The 15006-nt window shown below is 72.7% G+C and carries 13 protein-coding genes; 2 read left to right on the plus strand and 11 right to left on the minus strand.

Annotated elements, in window-relative coordinates:
* Nucleotides 1–109 precede the first annotated feature (109 nt).
* From ACFW9D_RS08500 to ACFW9D_RS08515, 4 genes are all read right to left on the minus strand, one after another.
* A complete protein-coding gene (locus ACFW9D_RS08500) occupies nucleotides 110–628 on the minus strand; it encodes a hypothetical protein (RefSeq protein WP_384619323.1) in 519 nt (172 codons plus the stop codon).
* A 124-nt stretch (nucleotides 629–752) separates the two neighbouring features.
* The gene (locus ACFW9D_RS08505) at nucleotides 753–1556 is read right to left on the minus strand and encodes an aminoglycoside 3'-phosphotransferase (RefSeq protein WP_384619326.1); all 804 of its coding nucleotides are present in this window, start codon (nucleotides 1554–1556) and stop codon (nucleotides 753–755) included.
* A 63-nt stretch (nucleotides 1557–1619) separates the two neighbouring features.
* Nucleotides 1620–2999, minus strand: coding sequence for a DUF3100 domain-containing protein (locus tag ACFW9D_RS08510; protein ID WP_384619329.1), 1380 nt, complete (start codon nucleotides 2997–2999; stop codon nucleotides 1620–1622).
* Between the two features lie 49 nt (nucleotides 3000–3048).
* Entirely contained in the window at nucleotides 3049–4293 is a 1245-nt protein-coding gene (locus tag ACFW9D_RS08515) for an amidohydrolase (RefSeq protein ID WP_188340297.1), read from the minus strand.
* Nucleotides 4294–4406: 113 nt separating this feature from the next.
* On the opposite strand from ACFW9D_RS08515, the gene ACFW9D_RS08520 reads away from it, so the two are divergent.
* Nucleotides 4407–5384, plus strand: a complete 978-nt coding sequence (locus tag ACFW9D_RS08520) for an Lrp/AsnC family transcriptional regulator (protein WP_188340296.1) — start codon at nucleotides 4407–4409, stop codon at nucleotides 5382–5384.
* Between the two features lie 20 nt (nucleotides 5385–5404).
* On the opposite strand, the gene ACFW9D_RS08525 is transcribed toward ACFW9D_RS08520, so the two are convergent.
* Nucleotides 5405–6763, minus strand: coding sequence for an MFS transporter (locus ACFW9D_RS08525; protein WP_384619333.1), 1359 nt, complete (start codon nucleotides 6761–6763; stop codon nucleotides 5405–5407).
* A gap of 237 nt (nucleotides 6764–7000) precedes the next feature.
* On the opposite strand from ACFW9D_RS08525, the gene ACFW9D_RS08530 reads away from it, so the two are divergent.
* Entirely contained in the window at nucleotides 7001–7945 is a 945-nt protein-coding gene (locus tag ACFW9D_RS08530; protein ID WP_384619336.1) for a helix-turn-helix transcriptional regulator, read from the plus strand.
* Nucleotide 7946: 1 nt separating this feature from the next.
* Here the strand turns inward: ACFW9D_RS08530 and ACFW9D_RS08535 are convergent, their stop codons facing one another.
* From ACFW9D_RS08535 to ACFW9D_RS08560, 6 genes are read right to left on the minus strand one after another with little or no spacing between them, the layout of a single operon-like run.
* Nucleotides 7947–9611, minus strand: coding sequence for an ABC transporter substrate-binding protein (locus tag ACFW9D_RS08535; RefSeq protein WP_384619339.1), 1665 nt, complete (start codon nucleotides 9609–9611; stop codon nucleotides 7947–7949).
* A gap of 14 nt (nucleotides 9612–9625) precedes the next feature.
* A complete protein-coding gene (locus tag ACFW9D_RS08540; RefSeq protein WP_384619342.1) occupies nucleotides 9626–10432 on the minus strand; it encodes an ABC transporter ATP-binding protein in 807 nt (268 codons plus the stop codon).
* Nucleotides 10429–11451, minus strand: coding sequence for an ABC transporter ATP-binding protein (locus ACFW9D_RS08545; RefSeq protein ID WP_188340292.1), 1023 nt, complete (start codon nucleotides 11449–11451; stop codon nucleotides 10429–10431). Before ACFW9D_RS08545 ends, ACFW9D_RS08540 begins: the two co-directional genes overlap by 4 nt.
* Nucleotides 11448–12323 (minus strand): ABC transporter permease, encoded by an 876-nt coding sequence (locus ACFW9D_RS08550; protein WP_188340291.1) that lies wholly within the window; start codon nucleotides 12321–12323, stop codon nucleotides 11448–11450. Before ACFW9D_RS08550 ends, ACFW9D_RS08545 begins: the two co-directional genes overlap by 4 nt.
* Nucleotides 12320–13339, minus strand: coding sequence for an ABC transporter permease (locus ACFW9D_RS08555; RefSeq protein WP_188340290.1), 1020 nt, complete (start codon nucleotides 13337–13339; stop codon nucleotides 12320–12322). The genes ACFW9D_RS08550 and ACFW9D_RS08555 overlap by 4 nt, the downstream gene beginning before the upstream one ends.
* Nucleotides 13336–15000 carry an amidohydrolase gene (locus tag ACFW9D_RS08560; RefSeq protein ID WP_384619346.1) on the minus strand — a complete coding sequence of 555 codons (1665 nt, stop codon included), beginning with the start codon at nucleotides 14998–15000 and terminating at the stop codon, nucleotides 13336–13338. Before ACFW9D_RS08560 ends, ACFW9D_RS08555 begins: the two co-directional genes overlap by 4 nt.
* Nucleotides 15001–15006: the final 6 nt, after the last annotated feature.

The following is a 15006-nucleotide window of genomic DNA, read 5'->3' on the forward strand; positions in this document are numbered from 1 at the left end:
GTGGACGTCTCAGACCTGAACACCGGGCAGGCCGCGCTGCGCGCCGAGGCGGAGCAGGTGTACCGGGACCTCGCGCTCGACACGTCACTGCCGCGCGGCGGACGGGAACCTAGAGGCTGGTGCGCGTCGCGTGCATCTCCTGGAAGAACGTGAGCTCCCCGTCGGGGCCCTCGCTGTAGCCCTTCCAGTGGAACGAGGTCGGGGTGACGTCGGTGAACGTCCAGCGGGAGCGCCTGCCTTCGGCGTCCGTGCCTTCCTGGATCATTCCGCCGGCGCCGTCGGAGCGGCCGGTCTGCGTGAAGTAGGACGGTAGCTTGGGCGAGATCCAAGTGATCGTCCACAGGCCGGTGTTGACGTCGTACATGCGGACGGTGGTGCCGGGATAGCGGCCCATGAAGTCCGGGCAGTGGAGCACGTCCTGCACCACCCGGCCGCCGAGCGCCCACCCGAAGCGCCACTCCCCCGCGGCGGTCCGCCACTCCCCGTCCGGGAACCGGTAGCGGTTGCTGATCTCCCACGTCCCGACCAGCCGGCCGTAGAGCATCATCGCGTCGGCGTGCTCCGGATCCGGGCCGTCCGCCGAGAGGAGGTCCAGCATCGCGTCACGGGCGGGCGGGGACACGTTCATCGGGCTCACACCTTCGGCTGGAAGATCTGACAGGTCGAGGAAGACCGGACGTTCGCGTATGACGGTGATCCCGTTCGACCGGGCAGAGAATAGCCCGCCGCCCAGGGCGTGTCGGGCCTCTTTTTCAGTCGGACAGGTCCCACAGCAGCCGGTAGTACGTGATCCGCTCCGGGGCGGCTTCGATCCCGTACGCGTCGAGGAGCGCCTCCTCCCAGCCGGGACCGTAGTTCCACCGCGTGCTCCACGTGGCGACGGCGAGATCGGCCCAGGGGTCGGCGACGCCGAGCGTGCCGAGGTCGACGTGGCCGCTGTGCGTGCCGTCGTCGGCGACCAGGGTGTTGGGGGCGCAGGCGTCGCCGTGGCAGACGACGAGCCGCTCGGCGGGCGGGATGTCGGCGAGCAGGCCGAGCACCCGCTCGACCGTGCCGAGGTGCCGCAGGTCCGGGTGCCGTTCGGCGGGGTCGATCCGGCCGGCCGCGGCGCGGGCCCGCACCCGTTCCAGGCGCTTCTCGGCGGACCAGTCGAAGGGGCAGTCCGCGACGGGGAGCGTGTCGTGCAGCGCCCGCAGCCCGGAGCCGACGGCGCGGACGGCGGTTCTGGGGTCACGCTTCCAGTGGTCGTCCACCGCGGAGCGCCCGGGCAGGCCCTGGGTGAGGATCCAGGTTCCGGTGCCGTCGGCGCCCTCGGCGAGCACGCGCGGCACCGTGGTGTACGCCGACGCCCATCGCAGCCGTGCCGTCTCGGCGGCGAGGTCGATGCCGCTGCCGTGCGGCGTCCACTTCACGAACTGCCGTGCGTCGCCGAGCCCGACCTGGAACGTGAGCCCGCCGGCCTCGTTCTCCCAGACCGCCCGCACGGGCCGGCCCGCCGCGATCTCGGTGACGACGGGCGGGGCCTGTACGGGCTCTCGGGGCGCGGAGGCGATCATCGGGCCATTGTGGTCGACGGGCGGTGCCGGGTCCCGGCCGTTCGACGAGACCCGGCACCCTGTTCAGCCCCAGAGGCCGAGGGCGAACTCCGCCGCCACCGTGGACAGGACGAACGACGCGATGATCGCCGTCGTGCCCACGGGGACGATCTTCCAGCCGATCTTCTTCAGCATCGGCAGGTCCTTGCCCAGGCTCAGGCCCGCGATGGTCAGCAGCATCGTGATGACGGAGAGGATGTCGACGCTCGCGCCGGTCCGGGTCAGCCAGCCCGCGACCGGCGACACCGGCGAGGTGAGCAGGGCGCCGAGCGTGATGACGACGACGATCGCGGGGAGCCGGCCCCGGGTCACCCGGGAGACGCCCAGGCCCGCCAGGACGAGCGCGGCGAGGACCGCGTAACAGGCGATCATCGACCAGGTGAAGCCGTGCGCGGCGACGGCCGCGACGACGAGCCCGGTGCCGACGACGATGCTCGTGGTGGTCCACAGCGGCACGCGCGTGGTCGGCCGGGCGAGGACCTTCTCCGCGTCGGCGGCCAGGTCCTGGGCCTCCGGCTCGGCCTTGGGCCGGCGGCCGGGCAGCACGGCGTCCTTGTCGCGGGTCAGCAGCCGGTAGCAGCGGTCGGCGAGCGGCAGGGAGACCCAGACGCCGATGTAGAGGCCGAGGACGCTGGTGATCAGGTTCGACGTGGAGGCGAGGGCGAGCGCCTGCTCCGACATCTCGGGGTGCACGGCGACGATCGACGCGGCGCCCGCGGCCATCATCGACGAGGAGCCGATGCCGGAGCCCATGGCCAGGGCGCGCGGGTCGAAGATGCCGAGTGACGCGGCGAGCGAGGCGACGAGACTGACGACGAGCGCGCCGAAGATCGTGCCGTACACGTACATCGACAGCACGCCGCGGTACTGCGGCGAGTCGGCGCCGTAGCGCTCGCTCACCATCGCGAAGGACGTCTCCCGGTCGATGGAGAAGGTGGCGCCGATGGTCGCGGGGCCCATGCGCAGCAGCACGGCGAGCGGCAGGGCGACGAGGATCGTGCCGAACAGGTGCCCCGCTTCCTGGAGGAGCAGCGCGGGCCCGGCGTCGAGCAGCAGGGGAACGCTGGGGCCGATGGTGAACGCGAGCCGGGCGCCCAGGACGAGCACCGCGATGCCCATGATCACGTTGGCGGCCTGCTGGAGGTCCACGGGCAGCGGCCTGATCCGCTGACCCGACGTGATGCCACCGGCCAGCAGACCCCAGATCATCGGAAGGAGCGTGACCGCCGCGACGCCGACCGGGACGACGATCGGGCCGATCGCCTGGGCGGCCGACGCGAACACCACGGCGAACCCGATGAGGACCCAGAGGCGGGCGTCGCGCAGGGTGAGCCGTACTGCGGCCGCGGCGCCCTGTGAAGTGCTCACGGCGGCGGCTTCCTTGAGGGTGGAGTCGGTGCTCATTCATTGTCTCCTGGCTGGGAGGCACGTGATTCCGGTGAGGGGACCGGGCTCATGCCTCGAGGGTGACCCGGGTCGCCCCGGCGGGCCGCTCGGCGGTGCGACGGCGGAAGTCGGCCCGCAGCTCGTCGTCGAGGGCGACGTCGAGCGCGGTCCAGGCGAGCGCCACGGCGCCGTCGACGACGGCGTCGTCGGCCGCGGGGCTGATCGCGGCCACGGTGAAGTCCGGGTTGTGCGGTACACCCTGCTCACCGAGGAACGCGATCATGGGGTGGATGCTGGGGACGACCTGCGACACGTTGCCCATGTCGGTGGAGCCGCCGCCGAGCGACGGGGCGCCCTCGACGGTGCGGCCCCGGTCGGTGAGATTGCGGTCCCACAGCGCGGCGAGCGTCTCGTCGGGGTTCATCGGCGCGTACGCGTGCTCGGTGGGCGCCCACGCCCAGGTGCACCCGGTCGCGACGGCGGCGCCCTCGAAGCAGGCGAGGACGCGCTTCTTCATGTCGCGCCAGACGTCCAGCTCGTAGGCGCGGATCTCGACCTGAACGGTGGCGCGGTCGGGAATGATGTTGGTGGCCTCGCCGCCGTGCGACACGAAGGCGTTGAGGTTCGTGTCGGTGGGCAGGTGCTGGCGGAGCAGGCCGATCGCGGTGAGGGCGAGGGTCGCGGCGGCGCCCGCGTTGACGCCCTGCTGGGGCGAGGCGGCGGCGTGCGCGGTGCGGCCGCCGAAGGTCACCTCGAAGCGGTCGACGGCGGTGGAGCGGAACGCGTTCGCGGGGCGGTCCTCGCCGGTCATGCCGTGGACCATCATCGACAGGTCGACGTCCTCCCAGGCGCCCTCGACGAGCAGGGAGACCTTGCCGCCGCCGTGCTCCTCGGCCGGCGTGCCGAGCAGCTTGACGCGCAGGCCCGCCGCGTCGGCCACCGGGGCGAGCGCGAGCGCGGCTCCGACTCCCGCGGCGGCGATCACGTTGTGCCCGCAGGCGTGGCCGATGCCGGGCAGCGCGTCGTACTCCGCGCAGATCGCCACGGTGAGGTCGCCGGTCCCGTAGACGGCCTCGATCGCCGTCTCCACCCCGTACGCGCCGACGTGGACGGCGAAGCCCGCGTCCCGCAGGACCTCCGCGACGCGCGCGGCCGCCCGGTGCTCCTGCCAGGAGAGCTCGGGGTCGGCGTGCAGGGCGTGGCTCAGGGCGAGGAGCTGGGAGCGGCGGCGGGCCACCTCGGCCTCGGCGCGGTCCTTGGTGTCCTTGGCCGCCGCGAGCGCTTCGGTGGTCCGGGAGATGGTGTTCGTCAAGGTCGGTCCTTCTCGCGTGGCTTCCGGTTGGCGTGCAGTGTGAGGTCTGCGCAGAGGTCCACCGGGCGAAGTGCCGATAAACTGCGCAAGTGAGTACGAGGGCGCAGGAAAATATGCTGGACCCCACGGATGAGCGCCTCATCCATGCGCTGCAGATCGAACCGAGGGCGAGCTGGACCGATCTGGCGCCGGTGGTGGGCGTGGACGCGGCGACGCTCGGCCGCAGGTGGAACCGGCTGCGCGACGAGGGCGTCGTCTGGGTCACCGGATTCCGGCCGCGCCGCCAGCTCGCGATGATCGAGATCGAGTGCGCGCCCGACCAGATCGACGCGACGGCGCGCGAGCTGGAGCAGGACCGCGCCGTGTGGGTGCTCGACTTCTGCTCGGGCGCGCGGGACCTGCTCGCGATCGTCTCCTTCGACGACCTGTCCGACCTGTCCGATTACGCGCTGCGGCGGCTCGGCGAGAAGGAGGGCCTGCGCGGCATGCGCACCCACCCCGTCAACGAGATCCTGGTCGACGCCGCCAACTGGCGGCTGCGCGCGCTCACCGCGGAGGAGGCGGCGCGGGTGCGTCCGCCGCGGGGGCCGCGGGCCCGGGCGGCCCGGACCGTGCCCGACGACCTGCGGGAGGCGATCGAGGCCGAGGTGTGGCGCGACGGACGGGTCGCGGTCACGGCGATCGCCGAGCGGCACGGGTTCTCGCCGCAGCGGGTCGCGGACGCGCTGGCGACGCTGCGGCGCGGCGGTGAGCTGCTCTTCCGCACCGACCTGGCGCGCGAGGTGTCGGGCTGGCCGGTCTACACGTGGTACTTCGTCGAGGCGTCGGCGCGCACGATCGAGACGGTGCGCACCGCGCTCGGGACGGTGCCGGAGGTGCGGCTCGCGTTCACCTCGCCGAGCCGCTACAACCTGATCCTCGCCGTGTGGCTGCGCCGGCTCGCGGATGTGAACCGCTTCGAGATGGCCCTAGGCGCGGCCCTGCCGGACTCCCGCATCGCCGACCGTTCCGTGGTGCTCAGCATGCGCAAGCACATGGCGCAGATCATCGGTCCGGACACGCGGTCACGGGGGTACTCCGGGGACGTGTGACGGCTCGGCGTGTGACGGGCTCAGCCCACGCGGGACCCGCGCGGGAGGGTCAGGGCGGCGAGCGCGCTCACCAGGGCGCCGGCCGCCACCATCAGCGCGGTGACGAAGACCGCGTGGGCCGACGCCGGGGCGCTCTGGTCGCCGGCCGAGGCCAGGTAGACGCTTCCGTGGACCGCGACGCCGAGGACCTGGGCGATCTGGGCGGTGGTGGTCATGACGCCGCTCGCGTCCGCGGCGTCGGCGGGCTCGACGCGGGCGAGGGCCACGGTGAGCAGCGGGCTGGTGACGTAGCCCATGCCGAGGCCGACGACGAGGTGCAGGAGGGGCAGGGCGGGGCCGCCGTCGCCGCCGGGCCGCATGGCGAGGCCGATGCCGAGGTGTCCGGCGGCCGCGGCCGCGCACCCGGTGGCGATCATCGTGCGGCGGAACCGCTCGGGCACCTTCTGCCAGGTCAGGCTCCCGGCGGCGACCCCGAGGGCGAGCGGCGCGAAGGTGAGTCCGGTGCGGGTCGCGGAGGCGCCGAGCCCGGACTGCAGATGCTGGGAGAAGGAGAAGAGGAAGCCCGAATACCCGGCCATGGCGAAGAAGTTGGCGCAGGCCCCCGACGCGAGGCCGGGTGTCCGCAGGACCCGGCCGGGCAGCAGCGGGGCGCCGCCTCGACGGGCGACCACCCGCTCGACGAGGGCGAACAGGCCGAACGCGGGCACCGCGAGGACGAGCGAGGCCTGCGCCCACAACGGCCATCCGCGCTCGTGGCCGAGGACGAGCGGCACGACCAGCAGGAGCAGCGCGGCGGTGAGGGTGATCAGGCCGGGAAGGTCCAGGCTCTTGGCGTGTTCTGGCCTGCCCTTGGGGAGCAGGCGCGGCGCGGCGAGCACGAGGGCGGCGCCGATCGGCACGTTGACGAGGAACACCGGGCGCCATCCCGCGCCGAACAGGTCCGCGCTCACCAGGAGGCCGCCGGCGAGCTGCCCGACCACCACGCCCAGGCCGATGACCGCCGCGTAGAGGCTGAGCGCGCGGGCGCGGGCGGCGCCCTGGAACCGGAGCTGGATCAGGCTGTAGATCTGCGGCATGAGCAGGGCCGCTCCGACGCCCTGGACGACGCGGGCGCCGACGAGGACGGCGGCGCCGGGGGCGAGCCCGCAGACGAGCGAGGCGGCGGTGAAGGTGACGAGGCCGGTCAGGAAGAGGGTGCGGAAGCCGTGGCGGGCGCCGAGCCGGGCGCCGGTGACGAGGAGGGCGGCATAGGCGACGGTGTAGCCGGAGACGATCAGTTGCAGGGCCGAGCCGGTGGTGCCGAGGTCGGTGCGGATCGCGGGGGTGGCGACGTTGACGACAGTCGAGTCGAGCAGCGCCATGAAGACGGCGCCCAGCATGACGGCCAGCATGCGGCGGTCGCGCGGTGTGCCCGAGCGGGTGTCAGGTGTCGGCGCCTGTACGGGAGATGGGCCCGGGCCGGCCTGAAGTGCGGCTGGGGCAGGGGAAATCGGTGTGGTGCGGGTCCGTCGCATGAGGGCGATGCTCGTGGCGGCCCGGTCCGGGGACCAGGCGTCCGGTGATCCTGGTACCCGGGGTATCTGGTTACCGTCGGGCGCGTCCCGCAGACTGGGGCCGTGACCTCCCTCGATCCCCGTACCGCGCCCGGCCCCGACACGGGTGGAGAGGCGCGGCGGCGCTCCGAGCTCGGCGCCTTCCTGAGGCGGCGCAGGGAGCGCGTCGGGCCGGCCGAGGTGGGCCTGCCCGAGGGGACGCGCCGCCGCACGCCCGGGCTGCGCCGCGAGGAGGTCGCCCAGCTGTCCGGCATCGGGGTCGCCTGGTACACGTGGCTGGAGCAGGGGCGGCGGATCAACCCGAGCGTCCAGGTGCTCGACGCGATCGCGAGGACGCTGAAGCTCGACCGGACGGAGCGGGACCATCTGTACCGGCTCGCGGGCGTCCCGAGCGTGCCGCTCGACGCGCCCGCGACGGTACCCGGTCCGCCCGGGCAGCAGGCCATCCTCGACGCGCTGACCCCGCTCCCGGCGACGCTCGTGACGGCCCGCTACGACGTGCTGGCGTACAACGAGGCGTACGCGGCGCTCGATCCGGGCCTGACGCTGCTGCCGCCCGGGGACCGCAACGTGCTGTGGCATCTGTTCACGGCCGAGGAGCGGCTCCAGCCGCTGGTCGAGTGGGAGCGTGAAGTCTCCTTCATGGTGGCCCAGTTGAGGGCCGAGTTCGGCTACCGGATGCGGGACGCCACGTGGACGGGGTTCGTGGGGCGGCTCTCGGAGGCGAGTCCGCGCTTCGCCGAGATGTGGGCCCGGCACGAGGTGGCCGCCCCGGCGGCCCGGGTCAAGTCGTTCTGGACCGTCGACGGCGAGCGGCTCGGCCTGCGGGCGACCGGGTTCGCGGCGACCGCCGACCCGGGCACCAGGATGTGGGTCTACACGCCCGAGGACGCGGACACCGAGCGGCTGCTCGGTGAACTCGTCGGCCGCCTCCGGTCGTCGGGCCCCGCGGCGCTGCTGGAGCGGGGCGCGCGTTCCGGTGGCGGCCGACAGGACCGGGCCGGCTGAGCTACTTGCCGGTGCCGGCCAGGTGGGCCGCCCACGGGTAGTAGACGTAGTCGAACGCCGCGGGCGCCCCGGTGATCCTTCTGCCGAGCCACACGTCGTTCGTGAGCTGGATGCCGGAGAACATCGGGGCCGTCTCGTCGTGCAGCTTCTTCTCCATCCGGACGACCAGTGCGGCGCGGGCGCCTTCGTCCTTCTCGGCGACCGCCTTGGCGTAGAGGTCGTCGATGCCGCTGTAGCCGGACTGGTTGAAGGAACCGCCGGAGACCGCGGTGATGCCGAGCCAGTCGAGCGGGTTCGGGATGTTCGGCCAGAACTGGGTGTACAGCAGGTCGGTGCTGCCGCGGGTCGCCGGGTCGTAGAGGTAGTTCGAGTAGCCGGTCGCGGGGACGACGTCGAGCTTGAACTTCAGGCCGATCTTGTCGGCCGCGTCCTTGATGCCGACGCCGAGCTGCTGGGTCTCCGCCTGCTGCGGCACGACGAGGCTGATCTGCTTCTTGCGCACATCGGCGGGGACGCCGGCGAGCAGCTTCTTGGCCTCGTCGATCCTCGGGGTGCCGTCGGTCTTCACGGAGTCGCCGTACTTGGTCAGCTCGTCCTTCGCGAAGCCGTAGACGGCCTCGACGGTCTGGAGCGAGGCCGGGGTGCCCTCGCCGCCGTAGACCTGCTTGCCGATGCCCTTCCAGTCGATCGCCATCTGGAGCGCCTTGCGCACGTCGGCGTTGCCCATCGCGCCCTTGGTGTTGGCGACGACGAGCGTGACGGCCAGCGGGGCGGGGCCGGAGTAGAGCTTGCCCGCGGACGAGGCGCGCAGCTGGGACAGGCCGGCCATCGGCGGTCCGTACGTGCCGTCGATCTGGCCCGACAGGAGGCCGGAGGTGATCGCGGAGTCGTCGGTCAGGAAGGTGAAGTCGATGTTCTCGACCTTCAGCGGCAGCTTCTTGTTCCAGTAGCCGTCGTAGCGGCTCGCGGTGATCGACTGTCCGCGCGTCCACTTGGCGAACTTGTAGGGGCCGGTGCACATGAGGCCGACGCCCGGGGTGCCGACCTTCTTGCCGTGCTTCTCGTAGAACTTCTTCTGGACGACGACACCGCCGTAGCTGGCCAGTTCGTCGTTGAAGAGGTAGTCGGGCTGCTTGAGCTTCACGGTCACCTCGGCGGCGCCGGTCTTCTCGATCGAAGCGACGTTGCGGTACAGGTAGCCGTAGAAGCTCGCCTTGTCCGTCATGTTGTGGTTCATGCTCCACACGACGTCGTCGGCGGTCATCGGCGAGCCGTCCCAGAAGGTGACGCCGTCGCGCAGCTTGTAGACCCAGGTCTTCGGGTCGGGGTTGGTGAACGAGGTGGCGAGATTGGGCTTGATCTTGAAGTCGGGGGTCTGGGCGAGCAGGGTCTCGCACATGTTCGAGTTGATCATGTTCGGCGTGTAGTCGGCCGCCTGGAAGGGGTCGACGGTCTGCGGCTCGCCCTGGAAGACGTTCCAGGTGATCTTGTCGACCGAGCCCTTGCCGGCCGGCGTGTAGGTCGTGAGCGCCTCGGAGGAACCGGTCGCCCCGCCGTCGGAGGTGCCGTCTGTGGAGCCGGAACCGGAGCAGCCGGCGAGGAGCAGGCCGGTGGCGGTGACGGCGGCGAGCGCCGATGCCCGTCTGCGCGAAAGGGGTGAGTACATGGTGGGGCTCCTGGTCAGTGTCGGGCGGTGAGGGCTTCGGGGTCCCAGCCGCTGTGCGGGACGCTGTCGCGCAGCAGCCGGGTGTAGGGGTCCTGCGGGTTGTCGAGGACGTCGGCTGTCGGGCCCTGCTCGACGACGGCGCCGTTCCGCATGACGATCGTGTCGTCGGTGACCTGGCGGATGACGGCGAGATCGTGGCTGATGAACAGGTAGCTCACGCCACGCTTGCGTCGGATGTCCGTGAGGAGGTTGAGGATCTGGGCCTGGATCGAGACGTCCAGGGCGGAGACGGCCTCGTCGAGGATGAGGACGTCCGGGTCGGCGGCGAGCGCGCGGGCGATGGCGACGCGCTGGCGCTGGCCGCCGGAGAGCGAGCGCGGCAGCGCGGCGAGCTGCCGGTCGTCGAGTCCGACGAGTTCGGCGAGTTCGCTCACGCGCTTCCTGGTCCCGTCCCGGCCGAGCCGGGCGTGCACGCCGACGACCTCGGCGAGACAGTCGCCGACGCGCTGGCGGCGGTCGAGCGAGGTGTACGGGTCCTGGAAGACGATCTGGATGTCCCGGCCCCGCTCGCGGCGGCTGCGGGCCGAGCGCGGCGGGTGGGTGCGGTCCTCGCCGCGGAAGGTGATGCGGCCGCCGGAGGGCCGCTCCAGGCCGATGACCATGCGGGCCGTGGTCGTCTTGCCGGAGCCGGACTCGCCGACGATGCCGAGGGATCCGCCGGCGGCGAGGGTGAAGCTGACGTCGGCGACGGCGGTGGCCTCGGCCCGGCCCCGGCCGAACGTCTTGGTCAGGTGCTCGACCACGAGCAGCGGTTCGGTCATCGCGGGGACTCCTCGTTCGTGGCGGCGCCGACGGGCTCCGCCTGCACCAGCCGGCCGCGCAGGCCCGGCATGCGGACGCAGCGGGTCTGCGCCGCGTCGATCCGCAGCAGGGGCGGCACCCCGGCCCGGCACGCGTCCTCGGCGAAGTGACAGCGCGGGGCGAACGCGCAGCCGTCAGGGGCCTCGTAGGCGGTGGTGGGGTGGCCGGCGATCGCGGGCAGCCGCTCGACGCGGCGGCCGATCTCGGGCCGGGCCTGCACCAGCGCGGCGGTGTAGGGGTGGAGCGGGTCCTCGTGCAGACGCGCCGACTTCTGGCGCTCCATGACCTGGCCCGCGTAGAGCACGATCGTCTCGTCGCAGACGGCGCCCGCGAGCTCCAGGTCGTGCGTGATGAAGAGCATCGCCATGCCGTACTCGCGCTGCATGCGCCGCAGGATCGAGATGACCTCGGCCTGGGTGGTGACGTCGAGCGCGGTCGTCGGCTCGTCGGCAAGAATGAGCCGGGGGCGTGCCGCGACGGCGGCGGCGATCATGACGCGCTGCAGCAGGCCGCCGGAGAGCTCGTGCGGGAACTGCCGCAGCCGGCGCTCCGGGTCCCCGATGCCGACCTCGGCGAGCAGTTCCTGCGCGCGCCTGAGGGCGGCGGGCTTCGGCATCCGGTCGTTGATGCGCAGGGCCTCGGTGAGGAAGTCGCCGATGGTGCGCACCGGATTGGTGTGCGCCCGCGCGTCCTGGAAGATCATCGCGACGTCCTTGGCCCGGTAGGACCGCAGGGCCTCGGCGCGCAGGCCGAACACCCCGGCGCCGTCGAAGCGGACGCCGCCGCGGACCCGGGCGCCTTCGGGGAGCAGGCGCGCGACGGTGCGCACCGTCATGGACTTGCCGGAGCCGGACTCGCCGACGAGGCCGAGCGTGCTTCCGCGGTCGAGGGAGAACGAGACGTCCCGCAGTACGGTGCGGGGCTCGCCCGCGACCGGCAACTCGACGGTGAGGTCCTCGACTTCGAGCAGTGCGTTCACGAGCGGGCCTCCCAGCGCTCCGTGAGCCGGTCGCCGAGCATGTTGACGGCGCCGACGGTGACGACGATGAGCGCGCTGGCGAACAGCGCCTCCTGCGGGTGCTGTTGCAGCACTCCGGCCATGCCGGTACCGACCATCGCGCCCCAGTCCGAGGTCGGCGGCTGCACCCCGAGGCCGATGAAGGAGAGCCCCGCGAGGTCCATGAGGGCGAAGCCGAAGGCGAGGGTGGCGTTGGCGACGATCAGGCCGCCCACGTTGGGCAGGATGTGCCCGAGCGCGATCCGCAGCCCGTGCACGCCCTGGACCTGGAGCGCCGCGATGTAGGGCAGGTTGCGTTCGCGCAGCGCCGCGCTGCGCACGATCCGTGCGATGTACGGGACGTAGGCGACGGACAGGGCGACGACGGCGGCCGGCAGGCCGGAGCCGAACAGGGCGGTCGCGAGGATGGCGAGCAGCAGTCCGGGGAAGGCGAACACGGCGTCGACGACCCGCACCACCATCTGGTCGAACCAGCCGCCGAACCACACGGCGGCGAGCGCGAGGACCGTGCCGAGCAGCGTCGAGATCAGCACGACGAGGAACGGTCCGATCAGCGCGGTCCGGGAGCCGTGGACGAGTCGGGAGAGGATGTCGCGGCCGCTCGCGTCGGTGCCGAGCAGGTGCGCGCCGCTCGAACCCTGGTAGGCGCCGGACAGGTCGACGGCGTTCGGGGCGTGCGGGGAGACGAGCGGTGCGAGCAGCGCGCCGCACACGACGACGCCGAGGAGGACGGCCGCGACCCGGCCGGAGACTCCGATCCCGCCCGTGCGGCGGGCCAGGCGCCGTTCGGCCCGGCGGGCTCCGATGCGGCGTACCGCCGCTGTTGCGCTCATGAGTCCTTCTTCCCGATCGACACGCGCGGGTCGAGCAGTGTGTAGGCGATGTCGATGAGGGTGTTCAGCACGATGAAGGCGGCGACGTACATCAGGCAGATGGCCTGGACGACGGGGAAGTCCTTCTGCTGGACCGAGCCGACGAGGAACTGGCCGAGCCCGCCGAGCTGGAAGACCTGTTCCACGACGACGCTTCCGGCGATCAGGCCCGCGACGGTGAGTCCTGCGACGGTGAGCACGGGCATCGCGGCGTTGCGCATCACGTGCCGGCGGACGACGGCGCCGCGCGGCAGTCCGCGGCTGATCGCCGTCTGCACGTGGTCGGCGGACAGTTCGGCGCGGACGGCGGTCTGGGCGAGCCGGGCGACGAAGGCGACGGACGCGAGCGCGAGGGCGGACGACGGCAGCACCATGTGGTAGACCGCGTCGAGGCCCGAGGTGCCCGACCCGAACACCGGGAACCACTCCAGCTGGACGGCGAACACGACGATCAGCACGACCGCTCCGACGAAGGTCGGCACCGCCATGACGCCCGTCGCGGCGGCCATGGCCGACCGGGACACCCAGCCGGGCCTCAGGCCGGCCAGCGTGCCGATCGCCAGGCCGAGGACGAGGACGATGGCCGCGGCCATCAGGACGAGCAGGGTCGTCGCCGAGGCGCGTCCGCCGACGAGGGACGACACGGGCTGGTTGTAGATGATCGAGGTGCCGAAGTCGCCGTGCGCCACGCCTCCCAGCCACCTCAGGTACTGCTCCCCCACGGAGTCGTCGAGGTGGTACTCGGCCTTGATCGCCGCGATCGCCTCGGGGCTCATGGTGCGGCCGTGCGTGAGATACGTGAGCGGGCTGCCCGGCGCGGCGTAGAGCGCGCCGAAGACGACCAGGCTCGCGATGAACAGGGTCACCACCAGACCGGCGACGCGCACGGCGACGAACCGCGCGATCGCCCCGCCGGGCCGCTTCCTCGCCTTCACCTGCCCCGAGGGCAGGGGCGCCGACGTGATCGCTTCACTCATCGGTTCACCTCCGGCTGTACGTGATGGACGGCGCGGCCGCCCACGACCGTGCGCAGCACCCGCGTGTCGAGGAGTTCCTCGAGCGGCCGGGCGAAGATGTCCCGGTCGAGGACGATGAAGTCGGCGTAGAGGCCCTCGGCGAGCCGGCCGTGCAGGTGCTCGGAGCGGCTGGCCCAGGCGGCGTCGCGGGTGGCGTGCACGATCGCGTCGGCGAGCGGCAGCGCGTAGTGGGCGAGGTTCGCGGGCAGCGAGGGGTCGAGGGCCGAGCGCCGGGTCGCCGCGATGAACATGTTGGGCAGCGGCGCGTGCGGCGAGGTCGGGGAGTCGGTGCCGAGCACGAGGGTGGCGCCGGCCTCGGTCATCTCCGGCCAGGGGAAGCCGCGTTCGACGCGTTCGTCGCCGAGCACACGCCGCCAGTTCTCCTGGATGGCCGGGTCGGCGTGCACGGGCTGCATGCTCGCGGTGATGCCGAGGGCCGCGAGGCGTTCGATGTCCGCGGCGTCGACGACCTCCAGGTGTTCGATGCGGTGGCGGCGCTGCTTGGGGCCGTTGACGGCGACGGCGTGCTCGACGGCGCCGATCGCGACGCGGATCGCCTCGTCGCCGATGGCGTGCATCGCGACCTGGAGTCCGGCGGCGTCGGCGGCTGCCACGACCGGGGCGAGTTCGGCGAGGCTCCAGACCGGGTCGGCGTTGGTGCCGTCCACGTAGGGCTTGCCGAGGGACGCGGTGCAGCCGTCGACGGTGCCGTCGACCATGACCTTGATGCCGGTCACGCGCAGGAAAGGGGTGGCGTGCTGGTCGGCGAGTTCGGCGGCGCGGGCGACCTGGGCGAGGTTCGAGTCCTCGTCGCCGGTGGGGTGGACGCGCCAGAACGCGCCGATGCGGGTGGTCAGGGTGCCCGCGGCGTCGGCGCGGCGCATCGCCGCGTGGTCGTCCTCGCCGAGTGCCATCTCGGTCGAGCCGACGACCCCGGACTCGGCGTAGGCCGCGAGGGCGACCGCCAGGGCCTCGTCGCGGTCGGCGTCGGTGGTGAAGCCGTCGAGCACGGGCCACACGAGGTGGTGCATCGCGGTCTCGTCGACCAGGCCGGTGGCCGCGCCGTGCTCGTCGCGGTGGACGGTGCCGCCGGGCGGTGCGGTGGTGGCGGCGTCGATGCCGGTCTCGGCGAGGGCCGCGGTGTTGAGCCAGATGGAGTGGAAGTCGTAGGCCTGCGCGTACACGGGCCGGTCGGCGACGACGGCGTCGAGCATGCCGCGGTCGGGGTGGCCGCCGGGTATGTCGGCGTGCTTCCAGCCGGTGGCCAGGACGCGGGGCGCGTCAGGGTGTTCCTTCGCCCAGGCCCCTATGCGCCGCTGGATCTCCTCCACGGAGTGCGCGCCCCACAGGTCGACCTGGGCCGCCGCTTCTCCGGTGCCGACGACGTGCGCGTGGCCGTCGACGAAGCCGGGGAGCACGGTCGAGCCGCCGAGGTCGTGGACCCGGGCGCCGGGTCCGGCCACGCGGGCCGCTGTGGCCTCGTCGCCCACGTAGGCGAGCCGGTCGCCCACCACGACGAGGGACTCGGCCCAGGTGCGCCGGTCGGCGGTGAAGACGCGGGCGTCGCGGTAGAGGTGGACGGGCTCGGTGGCCGCGTCGCCGCTGTCGTTGTCGTTGCTCATCGGGTT

Source organism: Streptomyces sp. NPDC059524, from assembly GCF_042749255.1.
Taxonomy (GTDB): domain Bacteria; phylum Actinomycetota; class Actinomycetes; order Streptomycetales; family Streptomycetaceae; genus Streptomyces; species Streptomyces xanthii.